We start from the raw sequence: 26450 nt of genomic DNA, 5'->3' as shown, positions 1-26450 counted from the left end.
TTAAGAATAGTTAGTGATTACATTTGGGATATATTAATTAATTAATCCCTATTATTATGAAAACTAAAAAGTATGTAATCGCACTTGCCATATTTGGCGGCATGTTGTTCTTAGCTCAAACAGCTACACAATATAATGTAGATGGACAACAAACAGCAAAAATTGAAAGAAACGCGAAACTTCCAACGAATAGATAAAAAAAATTTATTGTTAGGAAGTGTTATAGCTACTATTATAGCTATTTCGCCTTATCTTTATTACTTACACGAAAGTGTTCCAGATACACAAATCTGGGACACTTTTTTATTTACTTACAACAGCGGCTATTTTGAAAGTGCTAATAATGCCATGTATTTTGTTTTTAGCAAAGCTGTTCCATTGCTTTTAATTTTTATTTGGTTTTTTACATGTAAACATTGGTGGTACCACACGTTACTAGTTCCGATCACGATGTACCTATATCAAATATTCAGCATATTTAATGATGATAATCAGTATATTGATGAATTCCAATTGATTTACATGATACCTATTATGGCAATAGTTATTCCCTCAATATATTTGCTAAGAGCAAAAATGTTTAACAAAATTAATGAGGCCAATAAATCAATGGAAGAATTTGAAGAGGAATTTAAAATGTCTCCAAAAAACTTTTGGGATAAAATTAAACAGTATTTTTAGTTACCTAATCTATCCCTTTCATCTATATCAATCTCTTTTTTAGATTCCTTCAAGTTAAAGTTTCCAAACTTATAGTTAAACCCAAAAACAAAAAGCCTGTTTTCTTGATTTGATTTTAAAAAAATATCTTGGTTTAAATATTTTGTTATTTGTGAATAATTTAATTTGTTAAATATATCTTTGATCCCAACACTTATATAAGCTCTGTTGCCCCAAAGCATTTTCTTTAAATCAAAGTCAACTCCAAAACGATCACTATTTAATGATGCTGCATCTGCGGTTTTGGATTGATATATCAAAGACAAATTTATTTCCAAGCTTCTATCTTCCATAAAGGTGAAATAATTTATCATATTACCATAAAACGCCCACTGGCTATTACTATATAGAGAATTTGGACTACCTAAAACGAAAAAATTATTATCATCATAAAATAAAGAAGAAAAAACATATAGATTCCATTTATCTATCACATTAGTATATGCGGAAAAATCTAAACCATATGAGATACTGTTATCGATATTTGTGTTTTTATAAATTAGTTTGTTATTTTCATTATCCTGAAAAACAATTTCTAAAGCTGGATTATTTTCGCTTCTATAGTAAGCTTCAAATGTAAATTTTTTGTTTAAAGCATAACCTAAAGTAAAAACATCATCAATTTCAGGCTTTAAACTAGGATCTCCTTGTGTGTAAACATTATCGCTGTAAAAAAACTTAAAAGGATTCAACTGACTGTACCTTGGTCTATATATACGTCTGTTATATTTAATATAAACCTCATCTTTATCTTTAATCTTTTTCAGCAAATAAAATGAAGGAAAAAAACTTAAATAATCATTTTTATTTACTTTATTTTTTGATAATGAATTACCCTTTGAACTTGTATACTCTAGCCGAAGCCCAGTTTTTAAACTCCAATCTTTCCAATCTTTAGAATAACTATTATAAGCTGCATAATTAACTTCATCATACAAAAAGTTATCTGAGTTTAACAAATCCTCTTCTCGTTGTTCATCTATAAATATATATTGAGTGATTTCATTATTAGAATCAATATGGGAAACTTTTATGCCAGCTTCAAATTCTGTAGTGCTATTAATGGGTAGAATATAATCTAATTGTCCTGTATTTAATTTTATAATTTGATCTGTAAAAGTTTGAAATTTATTTTCCCTAAAAGGAGATCCATTTTTAGAAAAAGAATAAATTGTATTTACGTCTTGAAATTTTGAAGAGTCAAAATTTGTATGATGTATATTTATGGAAAGTTTTTCGCCTTTCTTTTTAAATTGATGAACATAATCTAAAGAAAAAGCAAAATTAAATGTTTCCAATACTGAATTATTGGATGTTTCAAAAATGGAATCTAAATTTTTAAAAGCATCCAGTACTTCTGTAACCGACTTTACAACTGTTTTGGAATTTTCCCTTGGAGAAACTAAAATATTGGTAGAAAAGCTTAAAATATTACTATCATTAAACTCATAATCAATATTGGCGTTTATGTTATGGTTTCTATATTCCTGTACCTTATTTTCATCATTATACCAACTTGAAATAACCTGATTGTTATTATCAAAAAAATTAACATACTCTTCAATTTCCCTATACTCCTTTTTAGGGCTAATATTATAATTAATATATGTGTTTAACTTTTTAGTTTTTAAAAAATGACTCGTTCCAAAAAAATATTTAGGGAACTCACTACCCTGTTTATAGTTACCAAAAACACTACCATTATATCCTGAAATGATATTCTTACTGGTAATTATATTAATCACAGCACCACCCTCAGCATCATATTTAGCAGGAGGATTTGTTATGACTTCAACCGATTTTAAGTTTGTAGCTGTAGTGCCTTCTAAAAGCTGTTGGACTTCATTTATCGACAAATGGATTCTTTTATCGTTTATATAGATAACAGGTGTTGAATGCTTTACTGTAATCTTACCATCACTAACAATAACCCCAGGAGTATGCTTTAAAACATCCAAAACATTGTTATTGGAAAGTGTTGAGTTTTCAACATTAAACACCAATCGATCTACTAATCTTTTTACCGTAGGTCTTCTAGCAATAACAGTAACCCCTTCTAATTGCTGAGGATCCTCCTCTAGAATAATAGTTTGGAGCGTTGTATCCTTTTTTAATTCCAGACTAACATTTTCAGTCTTATAGCCAAGATAGCTAATCTCTAAACTATAAATACCTGACACCAATTGGTTGAATTTAAAATGACCATACTCATCAGTAGTAGTACCTTCTGTAAAGTTGGTCTTTGATGAAGAAGTTATAACTACGTTTGCAAATGCTATAGAATTATTATTTGAGTCTTTAACACTACCTTTTATCTGTAATTCCTGGGCTTCTCCCCAAAAAACACTTAAAAAAATAGTAAATACAAATAACTTTAACTGCATAAAAAAAGTTTCTATTACAAACATAAAATAATTAATTCAAATCTTTAAAAGGTAAAGCCATAAGACTTTTTGTTTAATTTCCTACATCGCTATAAAAAGCACAAAATCTTTATAATCCTAAAGCTACATTAAAAATTTATTTGTAATTTCAATTTTAATTTTAGTCACATATAATGTCAAAATCGTTATCTCCGTTTACTAAGCAACAACTGTTACCACAAGAGGAAAAACTTGAGATTTTAAAGCGGAAAGGTGAATTATTCATAGGTATTCCTAAAGAAACTGCATATCAGGAAAGTAGAGTCTGTTTAACCCCCGATGCTGTATCAGCCTTGGTAAACAATGGACACAGGGTACTGTTAGAATCAGGTGCTGGAGATAATGCTAGTTTTAGTGATAAGGAATATAGTGAAGCTGGTGCAGAAATCACAAAGGATAAAACCAAAGTGTTTTCATGTCCAATGATTTTAAAAGTTGAACCCCCAACACTAGAACAAATTGAGCTTATTAACCCACAAACTATTTTAATTTCGGCTCTCCAGCTTAAGACACAAACCAAAAAATATTTTGAAGCCATAGCTTCTAAACGTATAACAGCCCTAGCATTTGAATTCATTAGAGATGAAGACGGTACCTATCCAGCAGTAAGGTCTTTAAGCGAAATTGCAGGAACTGCTTCTGTTTTAATTGCTGCGGAGTTATTATCTGACAGAAATGAAGGCAATGGTTTAATGTTTGGTAATATAAGTGGTGTCCCTCCTCTTGAAGTCGTAATTTTGGGAGCAGGTACTGTTGGTCAATATGCTGCAAGAAGTTGCATGGGGCTTGGTGCAAACGTTAAAATTTTTGATAACTCCATCACAAAGCTAAGACGGATTCAAAACAATCTAGGCAGGTCTCTTTACACCTCTACTTTGCAACCTAAAAATCTAACTAAAGCACTAAAGCGTTGCGATGTCGTTATTGGAGCACTTCGTGGCACCAATAGAGCACCTATTGCAGTAACTGAAGCCATGGTAGAAACCATGAAAAAGCGTGCTGTTATTATTGATGTGAGTATTGATATGGGGGGGTGTTTCGAAACCAGTGAGGTAACTACACACAAACAGCCAACATTTTTGAAACATGATGTAATACACTATTGTGTACCTAATATTCCTGCAAGATATCCCAAAACATCATCTATTTCAATCAGCAATATTTTTACACCTTATCTTTTAAAAATTGCTGAAGATGGTGGTATAGAAAATTCTCTTAGGTTTGATAGAGGTTTAAAAAATGGATTGTATTTTTACCACGGAATTTTGACCAATAAATCTGTTGGTGAATGGTTTGATCTAAAATATAGTGACATTAATTTACTAATATTTTAAAAGTAGTATTTTTTATCTTTTTACTTATAATCTTATAAATGAAATTAATTCAAAGAATAGGCTATTACCTTGGTGGCTTTGCTATAGGACTCATTATTTTGGCTTTTTTTTTCAACAAAAAAAAGACATCTTGCAGCTATGGTCCTCAAGCTAGAGTGTTAAAAAATATAAATTCAAAAAAAATAGTTTATAGTGAAGCTATAAAAATTAATGATTCTACTTTAGTAAAACAAATACTAAAAAAAGGTGAAATAAATTTTCCCAAAAGTAACGCTAGGAAAAAGCCGTGTGGTTTATATGTAATTGAAAGCAATTATAATAACAATATAATCACTTTAACCCTACAAAACTGCGACAGCGTAGTAAAACTTATTGATTTACAAAAATAATTATACATCCTCTTCTAACTTTCTACGCTTTTTTTCCTTTGTAAGAAGGTTTAGTTCTCTTCCTGTTTGTCCAGCAACAGAAGTATTTTCTTCCGCTCTCCTAATTAAATAGGGCATAACATCCTTTACAGGTCCAAAAGGAATATACTTAGCAACATTATAACCTTTACTAGCCAAATTAAAGCTTATATGATCGCTCATACCATAAAGCTGTCCAAACCATATTCTTGAATCATTATTAGCAATAGCCTTTTCATGCATTTGTTGCATGATTAAATAAGAGCTATCTTCATTATGCGTGCCTGCGAACATGTACATATCATTTAAATGCTCGAGCATGTATTTTACAGCGTTATCAAAATTGGTGTCAGTTGCAAACTTATTTTTACAAATTGGTGTTGGGTAGTTTAACTTTTCAGCTCTTTCATTTTCCTTTTCCATATAAGCGCCTCTAACCAATTTATACCCCAAATAAAAGCCTTCTCTCTTTGCCAGTTCATGCTGTTCTTTTAAGAATTGGAGTCGATCATGTCGATACATTTGTAAAGTATTAAATACAACAGCTTTTTCTGTATTATATTTACGCATCATTTTAGTTACTAAATTATCTGAAGCATCCTGCATCCAACTTTCTTCAGCATCAATTAAAACCGAAATATCATTTTCTTTTGCTTTGCTACATACCGCATCAAAGCGCTGTTCTACTTTTTGCCATTCCTCAGATTCAGCTTCAGTTAATGATTCTCCTTTCCCTAACTTTTCAAATAAATAAAACCGTCCAAACCCTGTTGGCTTAAACACGGCAAAGGGCATTGCTTCTCGCTCTCTGGCAAAATCTATTATTTTTAAAACTTTTTCTAAGGCTGCATCAAATTCAAATTCACTTTCTTTCCCTTCAACAGAATAATCCAAAACAGAGCTTACACCCTTTTCATACATTTTATCAATAACCGGCAAACAATCCTTTTCATTGACCCCGCCACAAAAATGATTAAAGACTGTTACTCTAATTAATCCTTCAACTGGTAAACTGGCTTTAATAGCAAAATTAGTTGCTGCAGTACCAATTTTAACTAAAGGTTGAATAGATATCATTTTGAACAGAAAATATGCACGTTCTAGTTCAGCGTCACTTTTAAGAGCAAAAGCAACTTTAGTATTTTCAAAAATAGGATGTGTTATCATCGTAAATATTTAAACAAATATATGACAGTTCTTTATATTTTTATGCAAAAACTCCTTAATTTCACAACCTCAAAAAAAGACTCATTTCATGAATTCAATAAAGGCCAATAATTCTATAATTTATTTTGATAATCAAGGATATATTTCTTTAAATGACTATATAAAGGAAGGAGACTTTTCAAAGATTTTTATTTTAGTAGACGAAAATACCCATGCCCAATGCTTGCCAAGTTTTCTCCCTAATTTGTTAACGAATATTACAGTAGAAATAATAGAAATAGAAGCAGGTGAAATACATAAAACTATAGAAACATGTACTGGAGTATGGAATAGTCTTTCTGATTTGGATGCAGATAGAAAAAGTTTAATGATTAACCTCGGAGGTGGTGTGGTTACTGATTTAGGTGGGTTTGTTGCATGTACCTTTAAAAGAGGAATTAAATATATCAACATCCCTACCACCCTACTATCTATGGTGGACGCCTCAGTAGGTGGTAAAACAGGTGTAGACTTAGGGCACTTAAAAAATCAGATTGGTGTAATAAGCTCTCCTGATATTATAATTATAGACACAAAATATTTAGATACGCTTCCACAGAATCAAATGCGCTCAGGATTAGCAGAGATGCTAAAGCATGGTTTAATAAGCGACAAGCACTATTGGGATAAATTCAATAACCTAAGCAACTTAAAACTTGACGATTTAGATGGTTTAATTTATGAGTCTGTTTTAATTAAAAAACATGTAGTCGACAAAGATCCTTTTGAACAGAATCTCAGAAAAACTTTAAATTATGGCCATACCATAGGTCACGCTATAGAATCATATTTTTTAAGCAATGCAAACAAGCCTGATTTACTTCACGGCGAAGCCATTGCCATAGGCATGATAATGGCCTCTTATATTTCTACTCAATTGGTTGGATTTTCAGAAAATGATACTAAACATATCAAAGCTTTATTTAAATCTTTTTATGGCCACGTAAATATTTCCAAAGAAGAATATGCTCCCATAATTGATTTACTAAAGTATGACAAGAAGAATGAGCATGGTAACATAAATTTTGTCCTTCTAGAGGCTATTGGTAAACCTATAATTGATTGTTTGGTTCCAGAGGATGTAATAATTGACGCTTTTAAATTTTACGATGCTTAACTTTTCAAATTAATTTTTTTTGTAAATTTATAATTCTAACTTTTTTTACAAAAAATAGCTAAATAGGATCACTATAGCTTGAAGCAATGATTTTGTTGTTAATGTGTAATTATAGTAGCTTATGAAACGTATAATTGTTGATTATAAAAAACTTAAACCTGAGGTTTTAAAGGCACTAACAGAAAAGTTTCCTGATGGCTATGGGGATGATGATATCATCACTTTTGATGATCATCACAACCAAACAATAGAAGCTGTAGAAATAAAAACAAAGGATACCATATACCTAGTTAAAGTACATAGCAAGTTGCATTATACGATGACTAATTTTGACAATGACAACTTTGAAGTCGATGACTTAGGACATGTTGTTATCGATGTCGAATCCCAAATTATTTCTGAAGAAGAGGAATAAAAAAGCTCTTTTGATTAGCAGAGCCCTTATATTTGTTTTGATTACATGTCGTTAAAAATAGAATGCATCAAACGTTTTTTATCATTTATACTTTCTTCAAGAGAAATCATTGTCTCAGTTCTGTAAACACCTTCTATATCATCTAATCTAAAAATCACTTCCTTAGCATGCTCTGTACTGCGGGCTCTTATTTTACAGAATATATTAAACTTGCCTGTAGTTATATGAGCAACAGTAACATAAGGGATTTCATTTATGCGCTCTAGAACAAACTTAGTTTGAGATGTATTATTTAAAAAAATACCTACATAAGCTATAAAAGAGTAACCCAATTTTTTGTAATCCAAAGTCAAGGAAGAACCTCTAATAATACCTGCTTCTTCCATTTTTTTAACACGAACGTGCACTGTTCCGGCAGAAATAAGTAATTTCTTTGCAATATCGGTAAAAGGAATCCTAGTATTATCGATTAACATGTCAAGAATTTGATGGTCGATTTCGTCTAATTTTATTTTCCCCATAATTAATTATTGTTAAATAAAAAGCAAAATTAACACATTTTTATTAATAATTACGCACAAATCATGCATTTTATTTCATTAATAATGCGATTTTTTCATTATTTATAATTACGAAATCGTTTTCGTCATTAACTTCTAATACTTTATTGTTTTCAGCCAAGACCAAACTGCCATTTGCATAGTACTCTTTGTGTCCGTAAAATTTTGATAAGTCTTCTATTTTCTCAATTTTCGGAATGAAAAGCACTTTATTATCAACCAATCTTTCTTGATACATAATACCTATATCTGCTTTTATTCCATCTTTATTTAATCTACCATTTCTAATAACGATGTCAAAAAACAGCTTTTCATTTTCCGGGATATCAAAGTAAGGTCTATGCATACTTCCATCGGGATTTTTATTAGATATATAAAGCAAAGAGCTGAAAAGTGCTATGTATATATATTTTCTGGTTACGTCTCTAGCATAATCGTTTTTGTAATGTCCGGCTTCAAAAAGTATTGTTGGTATGTTTTTGCTTTGGAACGCATCCCCAACACAATTTAAATTAAAGGCATCATCATACACCCCAACCTGACCCGGTATTTCCTTTTGGAGCATGGTATTCATAGAGACTATAATCTCCATTGCAATTTTACGGTTCGATGTAACTGTACACTTACTGTCTTGTGCTGGAGCTAAAAAGGATACTGTGGCAGGTTTATTGGTACGTCCGGCACTAAAAATGGTTCGCTGGCCATGAAGATTATAACAAAAATGAGGTTTGAAACTTTCAAAGACTGATTTTAAAACCAAACTCTCTGGTTGCGTCAGCTTTTGAGCATCTCTATTTAAGTCTATATTGTTTGCATTTACCCTAGTGTAGGCCGCAGCACCATCAGGATTTAAAATAGGGATAACACACAATGTGCAGACAGAAAGAATATTCTGAACCACTTTTTCATTAGACATAAGTGTATTAAAAAGATCGAAAATTGCTTTAGTGGTTGTAGATTCGTTACCGTGCATTTGAGACCACATCAATATCCTTTTTTTGCCATAGCCAAGCTCTAGAGCATAAATAGGTTCATTAAGAACCGATCTTCCGATTGTCTTAATCTTAAAATTCGAACTAAACTTTTTTAATAATGGCACTATATGTCCATTGGTTATATAACGATGCGAGAGGGCTTTTTCTTTATACACATTAAAAAAACCATTAATTAATTCTATCTCCATTTATTAATTGTTTGCACAAATGTAAACAATTCATGTGTTACAATTGTAAACGATAATTTAGTCTATAATACGTTACATTAGTAAACAATTATCATTCACAAGCTGTATATACATTTAGTGATTATAGTAAATAAATAAATATTTCATATTAAATACTGTATATCAAATGTTATAATAACTTATATTAAAGTATTAATTTAATATTATTATAATAAATACACTTGAATTTATTAATAATTCACTTATATTATTTACATTTGTAATAGTAAAATTTTAATTAATGCATTTACAATGGTAAACAGTAAAGAATTTGCAATTAGACTTCAAAAAATAATGGATTATTATAGTGAATCTGCTTCTTCCTTTGCTGAAAAAATTGGCGTGCAGCGCTCCAGTATTTCACATATTCTTTCCGAAAGAAACAAACCAAGCTTAGAGTTTGTTTTGAAAATTGTATCGTCATTCCCCGAAGTAGAGCTCTATTGGCTACTAAATGGCAAAGGGGTTTTTCCAGTAAATATTGAAAAAAATGATACTAAAGACTTCCCTGTTGAAGCTAAACAACCAACCTTAAACATAGAGCATAAGACACAATCTGCCAAGGCTATCGAACGTATTGTTGTTTTTTATACTGATGGTACCTTTAAAAATTTTAAGAATTAGTTTGTATACTCCAACATTCATTTCCTTTTATTCTTTATAAATTCTATAAATTTGTTTTATGAGATTTTTATTATATGTCTTTTTGTTTTTCATGGTTGGGTGCTATAAGCTAGAACGTAATTGCAAAAACTATAAAACAGGTCGCTTTTATAGTGAAATAGCTATAGATGAAGTAATTTATAAATCGGAGTTTAAACGTGATGATTCTTTACAAATTGAGTTATATAATAACCATATAGACTCTTCTAGGGTTAGATGGATAAATGATTGCGAAGTAATCTTTAAGACCATTAACCCTAAGAACATGGCAGAGCAAAAGGATATCCATTTAAAAATACTCACAACTACAGATTCCTCATATACTTTTGAATATTCGTATGTAGGTGAACCAAAAAAACAAAAGGGAATTGCTTACCTATTAGATTAATCAAAAGGATATAAAAAAGACTCCACTAAATTAAACTCGATTGTTTTGTCTTCGGTCACCCAATATTTTAAAAAAATCTCTCCCCAGTATTCTCCATCTGAAAAATTGGCTATTATCCATCTGTGATTAAGAATCTTTACCGTGTTAATAAGCATTCTCCTTCCTTCGTTTGAGGCATAAGGTATTAATGGGTGCTCGCCTTTAAATTCATTATGATTATATAATTCATCCTTTATATGCGGAATAAGCTCGGAGGTATTGTACCCGTCATTTTCAAAATAGCTCAACGCATCTTCATTGCCTTCGATACCGAAATGGGCTAAGTTCATTAATTCATCTCTCAAGTTAACTATTGAATCTTTATATTTCGTGTTCACTGACCGATAATTCTCAAGTTTAATATTCAAATCTTCAAATACACGCTTTGAGTTAACGTATTGAAACAATATTAGTAATATTGAAAAAATAAATAGGTACATAAAAATCCTTTGCTTCATCTCTATAGTTGATTATATCGTTAATTTCAAACCATCATATGCTAAATAAACATTTTTTGGCAACTCCTTTTCTACTTCATCATGAAACCCCATTAAATGACTAATATGGGTTAAATAAGCTTTTTTGGGTTGTACTTGCTTTATAAAATCAAGGGCTTCTTCTAAATTGAAATGGGAAATATGTGGAGTAATCCTTAAAGCGTTAATCACCAACACCTTTACTCCTTTTAACTTTTCAATTTCATTTGCATTAACCTTTTTCATATCGGTCAGATAGGCAAAATCCCTAAAACGAAAACCAAAAACCTGTACAAAATAATGGTCTCCATCTATTGGTACAACTTCCATTTTAGGGAGCATAAAAGGTTTATTTTTAATAATATTTACAAACACATCTGGTGCTCCAGGATACTTGTTTTCAGTATTAAAAATATAGTCAAAGCGTTTTTTAATCGATTTAATAACACGCTCATGGGCATATATGTTCATGCATCCATTTCTATAGCACAAAGCCCTTATGTCATCTAACCCAGCAACATGGTCCGAATGTTCATGGGTAAATATTATCCCGTCAATCTTTGAGATGTTTTCCCTAAGCATTTGTTGCCTAAAATCTGGGCCACAGTCAATTACATATTTGTATTCATCCCACTCAATCAAAACAGAGACACGTAAACGTTTATCTTTAGGGTTGTTGCTTAAACACACAGGATGGTTGCTCCCTATTATAGGTATACCCTGTGAAGTTCCCGTGCCTAAAAATGTAATTTTCAAAGTTCCGAATTTTATCACAAAAATAGGGTTATTTTTTTGTTTGCTATAGTTATTTAATACCTTTGTACAGTGACTAAATAAGTAATAGATCGTATGGAAATTACCATTAAGGGCGACAAGGAATTTGATAATATTCCTTCGCTAAAATCCAAAGCACTTCGCATTAATTTAAACGAAAATATTTATGGAACATTTGCTGAAATTGGTGCTGGGCAAGAAACATGTCGCCATTTCTTTAGAGCAGGAGGTGCATCTGGAACAATAGCTAAAGCAATGTCTGCTTATGATAAAGATTTTAGCGATGCTATATATGGTGCCGAAGACGATGGCAGGTATGTTACCGAAACCCGCCTTCGCAAAATGCTTTCACATGAAATAAACTTGATTGAAAATAGATTGACTCGGGAAAAGAATCCTAACAAGATATTTTTCGCCTATGCCAATACTGTAGCAACAATAGATTTTGCAAAACAGTATAAAGGACATGGATGGGTTGGAATAAAATATCAAATTGAAGCTAAAGGTGAGTATAACGAGATTATTTTACACATTCGCTTTAAGGAAACCGATGCTAGATTACAACAGGAGACGCTTGGTATTTTAGGAACCAATCTAATTTATGGTGCATATTACAAGTATAATGAGCCAAAAAAATTACTTCGTTATTTATATGATCATTTAGACAAAGATCAATTAGAGATTGACACAGTTAATTTTTCTGGTCCGGTTTTTAATAACATAGATAATCGGTTAATGAGCTTACAACTTGTTAAAAATGGTATGACCGATGCTGTAATGTTTGGTCCTGACGGTAACAATGTTTTACCTGCAAAGGTATTTTACAAGAAAAATATTTTAGCTCTACGTGGTAGCTTTAGACCTGTGACAAAGGTGAATATGGCTATGTTTGAGAAGTCTTACGAAATGTTTATCCAAGAGAATAAGGTCGACAAAAATAAAACTGTAGTGGTTTTTGAAATTACCTTGTCCAATCTTAAAACTGATGGAGAAATTAATGAACAGGACTTTATGGATAGAGCCGACCTACTTTGCGCCCTAGGCCAATCGGTTATGATATCTAACTTCCAAGAGTATTACAAAGTAGTCGAATACTTTTCTAAATACACTAAAGCTAGAATGGGTCTTGCTATGGGGGTTAGTAATTTAGTAGATATTTTTGACGAGAAGTATTATCGTCATTTAAGTGGTGGAATACTCGAAGCGTTTGGCAAGCTGTTCTTTAAGGACTTAAAAGTTTACTTATACCCTATGCTTGATCTGGAAACAGGAGAACTTTTAAATAGCAACAACTTAAAAGTTTATCCAAGAATGAAGGAATTATATAAATTTTTCAAATATAATGGCAAAGTAGTAGATATTGAAGATTACGATGAAAGCATCATGAATATTTTCTCTAGGGAGATACTTGGCATGATAGAAAATGGTGAAACAGGTTGGGAAGATAAACTTCCTGAAGGTACTGCCGATCTTATAAAAGACTACCGTTTGTTTGGTTATACAAGAAAACCATTAAAGCCTTTGTCTATAAAAAAGAGAATAAAGAGTTAATAGCTTATACTAAATATTATTCTTTTTTTAAATTGTAATGGATATCAGTTTAGAATATTTTAAAGCTACAATAAAGAGGAGAAAGGACAGAAAAGAGAAATATTCTGGAAAGTTCAATTGGAAAATACTAAGATATAATATTCCATACGAGAAATACAATTTTCCGAAATTATCAGAAGAGGAGCTCTATATCATTAAAAATAGAATTAGAGAAAAAATTAAAGCTGACAATTTGAAAAATACGATGTTGTCAGCTTTGATTGTTTTGGTCATTATTACGGTTGTAATAATTTTTATTTTAAAAAACTAGAGATATTTTTTTTGAAGCTATTTATAATTCACTTAGTATTTGTGCAGCGTGATCTTTAGTTTTAACCTTATCAATAACACGTTCTATTACGCCTTCTTCATTTATTAAAAAGGTTATACGGTGAATGCCATCAAATTCCCTGCCCATAAACTTTTTAGGACCCCAAACTCCAAACGCATTAATTACTACTTTATCCTCATCTGCTAGTAACGGATAGGGAAAATCAAACTTTTTTTTAAAATTAGCCTGTTTCTTTTCTGTATCTGCACTAACCCCCAAAATATCATAACCCTGTGACTTTAATTCCGCATAATTATCTCGTAAATTACAGGCTTCTAAAGTACATCCAGGTGTATTCGCCTTCGGATAAAAGAAAACCACCAACTTTTTCCCTTTGTAATCCGATAATTTTATAATATTCCCCTGTTCGTCTTTAGCTTCAAAACTAGGGGCTTTATCCCCTTCTTTTAATGTATTCATATTTATTAACTTTGTGTGCTAAAATACAACTGAATGACCAAAAAAGAAAGCGTAAACTTTATAATTAAAACTTTAAAGGAGCTTTACCCAACAATTCCTATTCCTTTAGATCACAAAGATCCTTACACCTTATTAATTGCAGTACTCCTATCTGCCCAAAGCACAGATTTACGCGTTAATCAAATTACGCCATTGCTCTTTGCAAAAGCAGATAATCCATATGACATGATTAAATTAACGGTTAATGACATACGGGAAATCATAAAACCAGTAGGGTTATCACCAATGAAAAGTAAAGGCATCTATGGTTTATCACAAATATTGATAGATAAACATCATGGAAGGGTCCCCCAGAATTTTGAAGACCTAGAATCCCTGCCCGCTGTTGGGCACAAAACCGCAAGTGTAGTCATGTCCCAGGCATTTGGTATACCTGCCTTTCCGGTAGACACTCATATTCATCGCTTAATGTATCGTTGGAACCTTAGTAACGGTAAAAGTGTCGTTCAAACCGAGAAAGATGCAAAACGCTTATTCCCTAAAGAACTATGGAACGATTTACATTTACAAATTATTTGGTATGGTAGGGAATATTCTCCCGCAAGAGGTTGGGATTTAGACAAGGATATTATTACTAAAACAATTGGCAGGAAATCTGTTATTAATGCTTATTATAAATCAAAAAAGTCCTGATTAAAATCAGGACTTTTTTAAAGTTTAATTGAGAAAAGCTTCAATTTTTAACTCTTTACAATTTATAACACTTAAAGCTTTCGAATAATTTAGAAGAAAATGAACCGTTTCTTCTTTCGGTTTAAGGTCATTAGTATGTTCAATAGATTCTTTAAAGTAAATTTTTGCCATTAATAATAATTTAAGGATTACTTAAATTAATAACGAGGCATTTCATACTTTATTGTATCAATTTGTTAAAACAATATTATGTTTATCTATTACCTTACGTAAATTAATTAGTGCATATCTCATTCTTCCCAAGGCCGTATTAATACTTACACCTGTTGCCTCCGATATTTCCTTAAAACTCATATCCTTGTATATACGCATCAAAAGCACTTCTTTTTGGTCTTCCGGCAACTCATCCACCAATCGTCTAACATCAATTTCAACTTGTTCCTTTATAATACGCTTTTCAGCATTTAAATCATTGTCGCTTAATACAGAAAAAATACTAAAATCATTACTGTTGTCAAATTTGGGCATTCTATTGTTTTTTCTAAAATAATCGATAACCAAATTATGGGCTATACGCATAACCCATGGCAAAAACTTACCTTCTTCACTATAAGCCTTTCTTTTCAAGGTACGTATAACCTTAATAAAAGTATCCTGAAATATATCTTCAGCGACGTCTCTGTTATAAACTTTTGAATATATAAAACTATAGACTTTTTGCTTATGTCTTGTTATAAGTGTTTCAAGAGCCAATTCATTACCATTAACATAATTGTTAACTAGTATGGCATCTGGAATAAAATCGTGTTGCATAACTATTACTTTTTTGCATAGCAGAAGACTTCTCTACTTGGGGTTAATTGTTTAAAAGTAATAGTATATAATAGGCAAGTGCTTTAAAAATTGATTAATAGACAATTCAAATATAGTAATATTCGAATCTAAAAAACAAAAAATGTGCCATTTTTTTATCTTTTTTTGCTTTAAAACATGATTTTATTAGATGAAATACTTATAGTATCTTTGCAAGATTATTTTTCTTGAATAATCCATGAATAATGATATTTCTGCTGTAGATCCAAAACAATACATAGTTATAAAGGGAGCAAAATTGCATAACCTTAAAAATATCGATGTTGTTATTCCCAGAAACAAATTGGTAGTTATCACTGGACTTTCTGGTTCTGGTAAATCTAGTTTGGCATTCGACACCCTATATGCAGAGGGACAGCGTCGCTATGTTGAAAGTCTTTCCAGCTACGCAAGACAATTTTTAGGTCGTTTAAACAAACCAAAGGTTGATTTTATAAAAGGGATAGCCCCTGCTATTGCTATTGAACAAAAGGTAAACTCATCCAACCCACGTTCAACGGTTGGTACTACTACCGAAATTTATGATTATTTAAAACTTTTGTTTGCCAGAATAGGTAAGACCTACTCCCCTATTTCTGGACAAGAAGTAAAAAAAGATACAGTTACTGATGTTTTAAATTACATTAAAAACTTTAATGAAGGTGAAAAAATGCTGCTCTTGGCTCCTATTCACCTAGAAGAAGGAAGAGTGATTTCAGATAAGCTTAACACATTATTGCAACAGGGTTATGCCAGAGTTAAGGTAAACGACACTGTTGTTAGGATTGATGAAGTCAATGGTATTGGGGAAAATGATTGTATTTTGTTGGTTGTAGACAGGATAATTATTAGAAATGATGAAGACTTTTACAATAGGTTGGCTGATGCCATTCAAACTGCTTTTTTTGAAGGTAAAGGTGAATGTTTTGTTGAAACGTTAAAAGATAATAAACAGCAACATTTTAGTAATAGATTTGAACTGGACGGCATTAATTTTCTTGAACCCAACATTCATTTATTTAGCTTTAATAACCCCTACGGTGCTTGCCCAAAATGTGAGGGATATGGAGATATTATTGGTATAGATGAAGAGTTGGTGATTCCCAATACAGGATTGTCAATATTTGAAGAGGCTATTTTTCCATGGCGTGGTGAAAGCATGAGCTGGTATAAGGATCAACTGGTAAATAATTCACATAAATTCGATTTTCCTATTCATAGACCATATTTTGAACTTACTTCAGAACAGAAACAACTTATTTGGACCGGAAATGAACATTTTGAAGGTCTAAACTCCTTCTTTACTGAGCTGGAAGCTAAAGCATACAAGATACAAAACAGAGTTATGCTTTCTCGTTACAGAGGTAAAACCAAGTGTAAAATTTGTAACGGTAAGCGTTTACGAGTTGAAGCCAATTACGTAAAAGTTGGTAAGGCAACGATAACCGATTTGGTAGAAATGCCTTTAAATAGACTTACTAGTTTCTTCAATCAATTAGAGCTCAATGATTACGACACAACAATTGCCAACCGTTTGTTAACGGAAATTAATAACAGAATTAGCTTTTTAAGTAATGTGGGCTTAGATTATTTAACGCTTAATCGAAAATCAAATACGCTTTCAGGTGGTGAAAGTCAGCGTATCAATTTGGCAACATCTCTAGGAAGTAGTTTGGTTGGCTCAATGTATATCCTTGACGAACCTAGTATAGGATTACATCCAAAGGATACTGAACGACTCATTTCAGTATTAAAATCATTACGGGATTTGGGTAATACCGTTATTGTGGTGGAACATGATGAAGACATCATGAAAGCAGCAGACAACATAATAGATATTGGCCCTGAAGCTGGTACGTTTGGTGGTAAGGTTGTGGCTCATGGTGATTATCAAGCTATTCTAAAATCGAACTCACTTACTGCGAAATATTTAAACGAAAGCCTGAAAATCGAAATTCCTAAAACCAGACGTTCTTCAAAATATTATGTGGATATTATAGGGGCTCGAGAAAATAACCTAAAAAATATAAATGCGCGATTCCCTCTAGAGATGTTAACTGTTGTAACAGGCGTTTCTGGTAGTGGTAAAAGTACACTTGTAAAAAAGATTTTATATCCTGCTTTGCAAAAGAAAATAACGGATTTTAGTGACAGACCTGGACAATTTTCTGCCTTAGAAGGTAATTTTAGCAACATCAAACACATCGAATTTGTCGATCAAAACCCCATTGGAAGATCATCACGATCTAATCCTGTTACCTATATAAAGGCTTACGACGACATAAGAGCACTTTTTGCAAGCCAAAAACTAAGCAAAATTAGAAATTACCAAGCTAAACATTTTTCTTTTAATGTGGATGGCGGACGCTGTGAAACCTGTAAAGGCGAAGGTGAAGTTACCATTGAAATGCAATTTATGGCAGACGTGCATTTGGAATGTGAAACCTGCAAGGGCAAGCGTTTTAAAAAAGAAGTTTTGGAAGTCACTTTTGCTAATGAAAATATCGATGATATTTTAAATTTTACCATTGATGATGCCATTGTTTTTTTTGAAGATAATAAACAAATAAAAATAAAGAATAAGTTACAACCTCTTCAAGATGTCGGTTTGGGTTATGTAACTTTGGGACAAAGCTCATCTACCCTCTCTGGAGGTGAAGCGCAGCGTATTAAATTGGCTTCCTTTTTAGGTAAGGGAAATAATACCGATAAGGTCCTTTTCATTTTTGATGAACCTACAACAGGATTACACTTTCATGACATAAAAAAATTATTAAAATCCTTTAATGCACTTCTTGATAAAGGCCATTCAATCATAGTTATTGAACATAATTTGGAATTAATAAAATGTGCCGATTATGTAATTGATTTAGGGCCTAAAGGCGGTGAACAAGGGGGAAACATTGTTGCCCACGGCACCCCAGAAGATATCGTAAAAATTAAAGCTTCAGAAACAGGGAAATATTTAAGGGATAAGCTCAAATAATTTGACCATAATTTATTTAATAAAATAAAAGCGAGGTGATGAAAATCACAATTAAAGCTGCAGGCACAATTAAAGACATGTATATAAGCGTCACCATACCCGCCTTTAGCAGTGAAACAAAATACCCTCTATTATAAAAGTATTTTAAGCCCAACCACAAGTATAAAAATGTAGACAACATAATGAGCCAATCAATTATATCGGGTAAATCTAAAATCCACTCATTTACAACTATTAAAAATCCTAAAACTATAAATAGAAAGGAAAAAAAATAAAAACTAAATACTAAATGATATGCAAAATCACCTTGTCGCCAATAAAATAACTTAAGTATTAACGCGAATAAGGGCAACATAAAGAAAAGTGCTATGGGGATACTATCAAAGAATGCCTGAACAATTCCTCCCCCACGTTGCTTATAAAACTTTAAGACTTGTTTTACATAGAGACGTTTTAAAAAACCTGATTCATTATTCATTCCTAAAAACTCAAGCTGTTCCTGTACTGAAGCCCCGCTTGCAATTAGTGAATCCAATTTTTTGGGATTATACCCTAAATCTAAAGCCACTTTAGACTCTTCAGTCTTTATTGACTTATTATTTGATATTTTTTTTAAACCCTGAACATTATTCGATTTCAATATTGAATCTGGAATTATTGCTGCCTGTAAAGAATCTAAATTAATAGATTTATCTATATTCTCACCTTGCAAAACTTCAAATCCTTCGTTGAGAACTTTATCTGCATTGCTATTATACTCTCTAACCTTAAACGAAAAAATAAAAAAGAATACTACGGAAATAAACAAATAAAACTGAGCTGGATGCAAATATTTTAGTCGTTTACCTTCTATAAAGCATTTGGCTATTAAACCAGGCTTAAATACCAACGGTAAAAAACTTTTAAAAAATCGGGCATCAAATGAAAAGTAATTACTTATAGTATTATAAAACAGCACACTAACTGTTAAATCTTCTTTAGTTTGTTGCCCACAATTTGGGCAAAAATTATAACTATCATGAAATGGCCTATCACAGTTTTTACAAGTCTCTTTTGTTTTTTTCATTTTAAAAATTATACTCATATAAAAATAGGGAATATTTAAACTAAACAAAAATTTTATAACTATATGAAAAACAAGTATTTATTAAAGTTAAATATGTTAATATTTAGTTAATCATGCATTTTAACAATTTTTTTGGCATGCATCTTGAAAATTGCTAAACATAGCGGAAACCGAAAAGCTAACAGAGTAGGTAAACATAAAATTTATGTATTATGAAAAGAACATTACTATTTTTTACAATGTTGTTGATAGGATTAACAGCAGTATCAGCTTTAAGCTTAAACAATAATGATGTTGGGAAATTTAACCGGTATGCTGAACCTATAATATTTATGGAGCGAGGCGTTGAATTCTTAATTTTTCCAGATGGTAGTTTTGATTTCGATACCAATGTTTACAATCATTATAATGATAATATCTATTACAAGTCGAACACCAAAAGAAGTAGCATAGATATTAACTACAGAGGCCCAAATATTAACATTGGGTATTCTTCAAACAGAAATAACCGTGTCTATATTTCTAGGGATCGTTACGGAAAGGTTAGACGTGTCGGTAATGTTTTTATAAACTATGACCGAAGCGGAAAAGTGACCCGAATTGGTTCTGTTTTTATGAGATATGGCAGAGGCCGAAATGCCACCTTAACGCAAGTGGGCGGATTACGTGTTAATTATAACCATTGGGGTGAAATTGTCAACATAAGAGGTCACGTAAACAACTATAATGACGATTTTTGCCACGTTTGCGGTGTCACATCATGCAACATGTCGTACCATTACGGTGACCATGGACACGACAGGGATAATTGGTTTGACAATGACCATGACAACCAAGATGACAACTATTACTACTACAAACGCAATGGTAAAGTGAAAAAACAAAAAAAGATGAAGCGCTAATGTATTTAATTTGGAAATAAAAAGCGCCCAAGGATTAATTCCTTAGGCGCTTTAGTATTATAAATACGAATACGTTTTATTCAATAACCTTTAAAGGTTGTGTATTTTTCCATTCCCCTCTGGTAAAGTCTGGGAATGCCTGTGGTGCACCACCTTGAGCCACAGATTGCTCACTTAAGGGCGAAACAGCACTCCACAAACAACCTTCGTAAACATTTTGATCTAATGGCTCACCATTTCTTAAACATTCAACAATTCTATAAAGCATCATAAAATCCATGCCGCCATGACCGCCCATTTTTCTGGACAATTCACCTAAACGTATGTATAATGGATGCTCGTATTTTTCATAAATTTTTGCCAATTGTTCTCCTTCTGCCCATCTATGATGATCTTTTGTTGCCCCTTCCACACCACCTTCCAAGGCAATTCTGGTAGGAAAACCAGCCAATGTACCTTTTGTTCCTTGAATTAAGTTGTGACGTGAATATGGTCTTGGACTAGTTTCGTCCCATTGTACCATAATGGTTCTTCCCAAATTGGTCTTTACAATAGACGTATTTAAATCTCCGCCTTTGTAATCTAACTGGTTCCATTTATGATCAGCTGGATAATTTTTTTCAGCATAAGCTTTCCTTCCTAAAGCTGGGGTAGAAAAAGACACTATACTAGTAAAATTATCTTCTCCCCTAGCTAAATTCATATATTGGGCAACAGGACCTAAACCATGTGTTGGATACAGATTTCCGTTTCTCTTTGCATAATGATATGTCCTCCATGAGCCCGTGCCTCTTTTTTGCTCTTCCATTTGAAAACGCAATTCGTGAATATATGCTGCTTCAGCATGTAATAATTCACCTATCACGCCTTGACGACACATGTTTAAATATAAAAGCTCTTCTCTTCCATAATTCACATTCTCCATCATCATACAATGCTTCTGTGTTTGTTCTGATGTAAAAACAATGTCCCACATTTCATCTAAAGTAAGGGCCATTGGAACTTCAACAAACGCATGAGCGCCTTGTTTCATAGCCTCAATTGCCATAGGAGCATGGTTTTTCCAATTGGTAGAAATAAAAACTGCATCCGGTTTTACTTCTTGAAGCATCTGTTTCCACTTATTTTCACCACCGTGGTAAACAGCTATATTCATATGCCTAGAACCTTTTCCTATTTTAGAGCATCTATCGGCAGATGTTTTGGCCAAGTCCTCGTACAAATCACTTATAGCAACTATTTCAGTGCCTTCAATAGTAGCCAATTGCGTAGCGTGACCACTACCACGGGCACCCACTCCAATCATAGCGATACGTACTTTATCTAGTTTAGGGGCTTTAAAATCTCCCATATAGTTAGCGCTAGTTTCAAAAAAAGGAATGGTTTTAGTTTGGGAAGATAATAAACCACTACCAAGCGAAACCGCTACACCAGAAAGTGTGGTTTTCTTTATAAAGTCCCTTCGATCAAATTTCTTCATTAGATTTTATTGTAATTAACATTTTCAAACTTTAAACTTAATACTTTTTAAGCAGAACCTATAATACATTTTTGATAAATACACATAAGTTAAATGCTTATTTTCCTTTGAAAGCTAATTGGTTATTTTTTGATGTTTTATTATAAATTACCAAACAACTGAAAATCATTTGTTAAAAAGAAATATTTGCTTTTGGCACGTTGTTTGTATTTGGAAAACTGTATTCACAAATTAAAGCTTAGATTATGAAAAAATTAGCATTTCTTTTAGCGGGTTTATTATTAACAGGTTTTACTGTTAATGCTATAAATACAAATGACATAAACGATAATATTTTAAAAACAGTCTATAGAGGTTATGGTAATTCTTTCATATTTATTGAAGGTGGTATCGAATTCTCTGTTTTTCCTGACGGGCAATTTGATTTTAATATTTTAAGAAACAATTCACACTTAGGTGTGTCTATCGGTACCCCTAATGTTAGCATAAGCTTTAATTCTGGTTACGATTATAATGCTTTTGTACAGTACGATGAATTTGGTGCCGTAATTCAAATAGAAAATGTACCTATTTATTATGATTATTATGGCCGTATAAGTCAAGCTGGTAATGTGAATATTTACTATAACAATTATGGATATGTTTCCCGTTTAGGTGGTCTGTACGTACACTATAACCGTCGCCATGTTTTTAGTCACTGTACGGGATTTATAAATATTTACAATAGACATTATGTGTATAGACCATGGCACCGATACTATAGCATTCCAGCCTTCGACTATTGCGTAGTTTACAATAGACCATACAGACAATATTATACGCCTGTTCGTTATGTTTACAGCAGACCTTTTTACAACAATTACAGGCCAAGAACTTCTGTAGCAAGTAGAAGAGGAAGTACAATTACCAGAAACAGAAGCTTTGCCACTGCTAATAGAAGCTCTAGAAATATTACTTCAGTAAATAGAAGTACAATTTCTAGAAGAGATTACAGTAACAGTAAAGTACGTAGAGGCAATAACAATGATATAGCTTCTAGAAGAAACTATACGGATACCAAAGCCCGAAGAAATAATAATCGTAATATAGCTTCCAATAATAGAAATTATAACGACAGACGCATTACTTCGCCAATTAATAGAAGAAGCAACAACAACACACAATCGACAAGGCGTGATGTGCAACGAAATAATACACAAACCACGCATACTAAACGAAACGATAATAACGTTACAAGAACGACAAGACCTAATGTAAATAACAGGTCTAGAACTAATGTAGAAAGTAGAACAAGAAATAATTCGGTTACTCAAAAACCAAAGAGCTCAAATTCTCGTACATATACTAACAGCAATAGGTCAAATACAAAACGACCACACGTTGCGAATAGAACAACACAAAGTAAATCTAGAACTGTAAGACAAACAGCTTCTAGAACAGATAGAAGCAATACTTCTAGAGTTACGAAAAACAGTAGAAGTTCAAACTCTAGAAATAACAATACAAGATCTACCAGAAGAAGATCTTAACCGTTTTGGTTGGTTAGTTGGAAAGCCCTGCGATAAGTTTGCCTCAAAGCAACATCGTGGGGTTTTCTCTTTTTAAAACTTTACAAACCTTTTAATAATTGAAGTTACATCATCTGAAAGTTTAAAATAATAAACCAAACACAGATAAAGAACGCTGATAATAGCTGACTTTAAAAGGATGTTTATAATGGGATGGAAAATAAAATCCCAAAAATAAAACAAGCCAAACACCATTACCATTAGCATACTAACTTTAAAAGTGTTGCCGGTAAATGGTACCATTTTAAACCAACGCTTCACAAAAATTATTTTACAACTATTGTATAATACTATGGAAAAAAATGTAGCATAAGCAGCACCTATAGCACCATATTTAGGTATAAAAACAGTGTTTAATAATACGGTAATAGCAACTAAGCCTAACCCTAACACCAAAACCATCCGGTAATGGTCGCTGTTGAACAATATAGCATTATTATTTCCCAATAAGTTATCAAAAAGCTTAGCCAGTCCTATTAGAAATACAACCACGATGCCTCCACTAAACTTCTCGGGTATCAACTCATAAAGCTCATTAATATTTAATACAATCAATAAGAAAATTAAACCGCTAACCACAAAAAGTGTAAGCGAACTTTTTTGGTACAACAGCTTCAATTCAACCTTATTTTTTTCATTGAGCAACTTAGCCGTTAAAGGACTGGTGATTTGATGCATGGCTCGTGATGGCACGCCAACAACACTGGCAATATAAATGGCTACGGCATAATAGGCTACGTTTTCAATTTTAATATAATGCCCTATCATGAATTTATCTATTTCCAAAATCACATTAGCTATAGAACCTGCTATAATAATTAAGGCAGAATATTTTAAAATGGAAGCTATATTGGGCAATTTTTTAAGGTTTATTACAGGTAATTTTAAACTAAAGGCATACAAAGCCATAACCATAACCCGTACTAAATGTACCAAAACCAAAGCATATACCAGTTGTACGGCTGTTAGCCATTCTAGATACAAAGCAAACAATAAAACCGTAGTGCACATTCTATGAAAGATCTCTTTCATAAAATTGCCAAATACAGTCCGCATCTGAACTTTACTCCAAGCATAAAATACTTCAAAATAGGCGAAAAGAATCGCCGACACATAAATTAACCAGATATAGTCCTTTATGATTTTATTTTCTGAAGTTAACCATACACTAATTGAATCAAAACATACATAACCCAGTAATCCAATAGGTATAGCCATAAACAATGGCATAATCAACATAAGTGTTAATAAACTATGTTGGGACTGTCGTGTTTTAAATGATGAATAAAACTTAACCAAAGTATTGTGTACACCAAACGCCATAAGCGGCATCATGATGGCAGCTGTTGAAAAAATATATTGAATCAGTCCAAAATAGGCATCACTTAAAAAGTTGGTAAATAAAAACAGAACATTTATCCCACCAATAATGAAACCAATGTAAGTGGCTATTGTGTTTTTAATAGATTGTGAAACTACAATACCCATTATAGTAATTTAGATAATACTTCGGTTAATGATTTTCTGCTGTATTTCTGCAAGCCTATGGCATAAGATTGCAAGTTTCCCTTCTTATAGGATTCGTAATGGTCTAAAATGACTTTTTTTATGGCATCATAATCCGAATATAAAAAATAATGCCCCGTATTGGTTTCTTTAATAATCTGTTCCACATCCGAACCCTTTGGCCCTAAAGCGATTATAGGTCTGTTGGAAACCATGTATTCAAATAATTTCCCTGGTATGATACACCTTGTTTCTTCTGAATCAACCTCTATCAACAATAACACTTGGGATTGTTTCTGCAATTTAACAGACTCTTTATGTGAAACATACCCTATATTATTTACATGATTACTCAAATTATGATGCCTTATGGAAAGCAATACATCTTCACTCACTGCTCCAACCAAATTTAACTGAAAATTCCTAGCAAATGATTCGTTTTCCTGAATTAAATCCTGTGTAACCTGCCACAGTACTTTTGGATTTCGTTTTGATAATAAAGACCCTATATGGGATAAGGTGAATTTTGCATCTAAGGCAAAATCGGTTATAGGTTCGTAATCATAGCCATTAGTGATGACCTCAATTGGCTTGTTAGTTATGTTTTCAAATTCGGTATTGGTAACGTTACTGGTTACAATAATCTGGTCGGCTCCATTTAAAACCTCCTTTTCCAAAGTTTTATGTTTGGCTTGTGATTTATTAGTAAGCTTTAACTGTTTATGATACCCAATGGTTGTCCATGGATCCCTAAAATCAGCTAACCACTTCAGTTCAAACTTTTTTTTAAGTTGAAGCCCAATAAGGTGCATACTATGTGGTGGCCCTGTAGTAATGATGGTTTTAATATCATTTTTATTAATATAGTTGGAAAGAAACCTAACTGATGGTTTAACCCAGCCTACCCTAGCATCTGGAACAAAATAGTTGCCACGAATATAGAGCATAAAACGTTCTATTAGGCTTTGTTTCTTATTTTCAGAAATAATACCCCTACTAACCGTTTTTGAAGTTTTTCTAGAAAAAACATTAGCTAATTTATAAGGCTCCTTAATGGGCTGTTTTAATATGGTCAAATCTTTTGGAACTTCAGCGCTTAAGCTTTCATCAATTAAAGGATAACTAGGGTTGTCGGGAATGTAAACAATAGGTTCAATATTAAAATCTAGCAGATATTTTACAAACTTTAACCAACGCTGCACCCCTGGCCCTCCAGCCGGTGGCCAATAATAGGCGATTATGAGAACCTTTTTTTTATCCATTTCTGTCATTCCTGTGAAGGCAGGAATCTGGTTACTGAAACTTAAAATAT

Annotated in this window: 25 protein-coding genes; 13 read left to right on the top strand and 12 right to left on the bottom strand. The window is 32.3% G+C overall.

All coding sequences use genetic code 11. The features are described 5' to 3' along the window. Nucleotides 1-56 precede the first annotated feature (56 nt). The gene (locus MR053_RS10245; RefSeq protein WP_242132343.1) at nucleotides 57-197 is read left to right on the top strand and encodes a hypothetical protein; all 141 of its coding nucleotides are present in this window, start codon (nucleotides 57-59) and stop codon (nucleotides 195-197) included. Further along, complete coding sequence (locus MR053_RS10240) at nucleotides 163-681, top strand: hypothetical protein (RefSeq protein WP_242132342.1); 519 nt, start codon at nucleotides 163-165, stop codon at nucleotides 679-681. Before MR053_RS10245 ends, MR053_RS10240 begins: the two co-directional genes overlap by 35 nt. On the opposite strand, the gene MR053_RS10235 is transcribed toward MR053_RS10240, so the two are convergent. Further along, complete coding sequence (locus tag MR053_RS10235) at nucleotides 678-3104, bottom strand: outer membrane beta-barrel protein (RefSeq protein WP_242132341.1); 2427 nt, start codon at nucleotides 3102-3104, stop codon at nucleotides 678-680. The two genes, MR053_RS10240 and MR053_RS10235, sit on opposite strands and share 4 nt — an antisense overlap. A 173-nt stretch (nucleotides 3105-3277) precedes the next feature. Here MR053_RS10235 and MR053_RS10230 point away from each other — a divergent pair, with 173 nt between their 5' ends. Together MR053_RS10230 and MR053_RS10225 are read left to right on the top strand one after the other, a co-directional pair. After that, complete coding sequence (locus tag MR053_RS10230) at nucleotides 3278-4477, top strand: alanine dehydrogenase (RefSeq protein ID WP_223548392.1); 1200 nt, start codon at nucleotides 3278-3280, stop codon at nucleotides 4475-4477. Nucleotides 4478-4515: 38 nt separating this feature from the next. Continuing rightward, the gene (locus MR053_RS10225; RefSeq protein ID WP_223548391.1) at nucleotides 4516-4866 is read left to right on the top strand and encodes a hypothetical protein; all 351 of its coding nucleotides are present in this window, start codon (nucleotides 4516-4518) and stop codon (nucleotides 4864-4866) included. On the opposite strand, the gene MR053_RS10220 is transcribed toward MR053_RS10225, so the two are convergent. Continuing rightward, a complete protein-coding gene (locus MR053_RS10220; RefSeq protein WP_242132340.1) occupies nucleotides 4867-6051 on the bottom strand; it encodes a proline dehydrogenase family protein in 1185 nt (394 codons plus the stop codon). 88 nt (nucleotides 6052-6139) lie between these two features. On the opposite strand from MR053_RS10220, the gene aroB reads away from it, so the two are divergent. Both aroB and MR053_RS10210 read left to right on the top strand, forming a co-directional pair. After that, entirely contained in the window at nucleotides 6140-7207 is a 1068-nt protein-coding gene (gene aroB / locus MR053_RS10215) for a 3-dehydroquinate synthase (RefSeq protein ID WP_242132339.1), read from the top strand. A gap of 121 nt (nucleotides 7208-7328) precedes the next feature. Next, a complete protein-coding gene (locus MR053_RS10210; protein WP_223548387.1) occupies nucleotides 7329-7622 on the top strand; it encodes a hypothetical protein in 294 nt (97 codons plus the stop codon). A 41-nt stretch (nucleotides 7623-7663) separates the two neighbouring features. On the opposite strand, the gene MR053_RS10205 is transcribed toward MR053_RS10210, so the two are convergent. Together MR053_RS10205 and MR053_RS10200 are read right to left on the bottom strand one after the other, a co-directional pair. After that, entirely contained in the window at nucleotides 7664-8143 is a 480-nt protein-coding gene (locus tag MR053_RS10205) for an Lrp/AsnC family transcriptional regulator (protein WP_223548386.1), read from the bottom strand. 70 nt (nucleotides 8144-8213) lie between these two features. Next, nucleotides 8214-9365, bottom strand: a complete 1152-nt coding sequence (locus MR053_RS10200; RefSeq protein WP_242132338.1) for a M14 family metallopeptidase — start codon at nucleotides 9363-9365, stop codon at nucleotides 8214-8216. Nucleotides 9366-9656: 291 nt separating this feature from the next. On the opposite strand from MR053_RS10200, the gene MR053_RS10195 reads away from it, so the two are divergent. Next, entirely contained in the window at nucleotides 9657-10028 is a 372-nt protein-coding gene (locus tag MR053_RS10195; protein ID WP_242132337.1) for a helix-turn-helix transcriptional regulator, read from the top strand. A 58-nt stretch (nucleotides 10029-10086) separates the two neighbouring features. Beyond that, nucleotides 10087-10455 (top strand): DNA topoisomerase IV, encoded by a 369-nt coding sequence (locus MR053_RS10190; protein WP_242132336.1) that lies wholly within the window; start codon nucleotides 10087-10089, stop codon nucleotides 10453-10455. Here MR053_RS10190 and MR053_RS10185 read toward each other — a convergent pair. After that, nucleotides 10452-10832, bottom strand: coding sequence for a hydrolase (locus tag MR053_RS10185; RefSeq protein WP_242132335.1), 381 nt, complete (start codon nucleotides 10830-10832; stop codon nucleotides 10452-10454). The genes MR053_RS10190 and MR053_RS10185 overlap by 4 nt on opposite strands. A gap of 132 nt (nucleotides 10833-10964) precedes the next feature. Further along, nucleotides 10965-11726, bottom strand: coding sequence for an MBL fold metallo-hydrolase (locus tag MR053_RS10180; protein ID WP_242132334.1), 762 nt, complete (start codon nucleotides 11724-11726; stop codon nucleotides 10965-10967). Nucleotides 11727-11819: 93 nt separating this feature from the next. Between MR053_RS10180 and MR053_RS10175 the strand changes: the two genes are divergently transcribed. Continuing rightward, a complete protein-coding gene (locus tag MR053_RS10175) occupies nucleotides 11820-13295 on the top strand; it encodes a TonB-dependent receptor (protein ID WP_242132333.1) in 1476 nt (491 codons plus the stop codon). A gap of 331 nt (nucleotides 13296-13626) precedes the next feature. Here the strand turns inward: MR053_RS10175 and bcp are convergent, their stop codons facing one another. Continuing rightward, entirely contained in the window at nucleotides 13627-14085 is a 459-nt protein-coding gene (bcp, locus tag MR053_RS10170; protein ID WP_242132332.1) for a thioredoxin-dependent thiol peroxidase, read from the bottom strand. 33 nt (nucleotides 14086-14118) lie between these two features. Here bcp and MR053_RS10165 point away from each other — a divergent pair, with 33 nt between their 5' ends. Then, a complete protein-coding gene (locus MR053_RS10165) occupies nucleotides 14119-14778 on the top strand; it encodes an endonuclease III domain-containing protein (protein WP_242132331.1) in 660 nt (219 codons plus the stop codon). Between the two features lie 228 nt (nucleotides 14779-15006). On the opposite strand, the gene MR053_RS10160 is transcribed toward MR053_RS10165, so the two are convergent. Next, nucleotides 15007-15591, bottom strand: coding sequence for an RNA polymerase sigma factor (locus MR053_RS10160; RefSeq protein ID WP_242132330.1), 585 nt, complete (start codon nucleotides 15589-15591; stop codon nucleotides 15007-15009). A 238-nt stretch (nucleotides 15592-15829) separates the two neighbouring features. Here MR053_RS10160 and uvrA point away from each other — a divergent pair, with 238 nt between their 5' ends. After that, entirely contained in the window at nucleotides 15830-18616 is a 2787-nt protein-coding gene (gene uvrA / locus MR053_RS10155; RefSeq protein WP_242132329.1) for an excinuclease ABC subunit UvrA, read from the top strand. A gap of 16 nt (nucleotides 18617-18632) precedes the next feature. On the opposite strand, the gene MR053_RS10150 is transcribed toward uvrA, so the two are convergent. Next, a complete protein-coding gene (locus MR053_RS10150) occupies nucleotides 18633-19682 on the bottom strand; it encodes a DUF3667 domain-containing protein (protein ID WP_242132328.1) in 1050 nt (349 codons plus the stop codon). Nucleotides 19683-19894: 212 nt separating this feature from the next. Between MR053_RS10150 and MR053_RS10145 the strand changes: the two genes are divergently transcribed. Next, nucleotides 19895-20584: a hypothetical protein gene (locus MR053_RS10145; protein ID WP_242132327.1), complete on the top strand. Its 690-nt coding sequence runs from the start codon at nucleotides 19895-19897 to the stop codon at nucleotides 20582-20584. Nucleotides 20585-20660: 76 nt separating this feature from the next. Here the strand turns inward: MR053_RS10145 and MR053_RS10140 are convergent, their stop codons facing one another. Continuing rightward, on the bottom strand, nucleotides 20661-22064 hold the full coding sequence (locus MR053_RS10140; RefSeq protein WP_242132326.1) for a Gfo/Idh/MocA family protein: 1404 nt from the start codon (nucleotides 22062-22064) through the stop codon (nucleotides 20661-20663). A 245-nt stretch (nucleotides 22065-22309) separates the two neighbouring features. Here MR053_RS10140 and MR053_RS10135 point away from each other — a divergent pair, with 245 nt between their 5' ends. Further along, nucleotides 22310-23593, top strand: coding sequence for a hypothetical protein (locus MR053_RS10135; RefSeq protein ID WP_242132325.1), 1284 nt, complete (start codon nucleotides 22310-22312; stop codon nucleotides 23591-23593). 72 nt (nucleotides 23594-23665) lie between these two features. Here MR053_RS10135 and MR053_RS10130 read toward each other — a convergent pair whose 3' ends face one another. Next, nucleotides 23666-25120 carry a lipopolysaccharide biosynthesis protein gene (locus MR053_RS10130; RefSeq protein WP_242132324.1) on the bottom strand — a complete coding sequence of 485 codons (1455 nt, stop codon included), beginning with the start codon at nucleotides 25118-25120 and terminating at the stop codon, nucleotides 23666-23668. Further along, the gene (locus MR053_RS10125) at nucleotides 25120-26400 is read right to left on the bottom strand and encodes a glycosyltransferase family 4 protein (RefSeq protein ID WP_242132453.1); all 1281 of its coding nucleotides are present in this window, start codon (nucleotides 26398-26400) and stop codon (nucleotides 25120-25122) included. Before MR053_RS10125 ends, MR053_RS10130 begins: the two co-directional genes overlap by 1 nt. Between the last annotated feature and the right edge of the window lie 50 nt (nucleotides 26401-26450).

This window comes from Aestuariivivens marinum (genome assembly GCF_022662175.1).
GTDB classification, from domain to species: Bacteria; Bacteroidota; Bacteroidia; order Flavobacteriales; family Flavobacteriaceae; genus Aestuariivivens; species Aestuariivivens marinum.
This window is presented reverse-complemented; position numbering and strand designations above follow the sequence as displayed.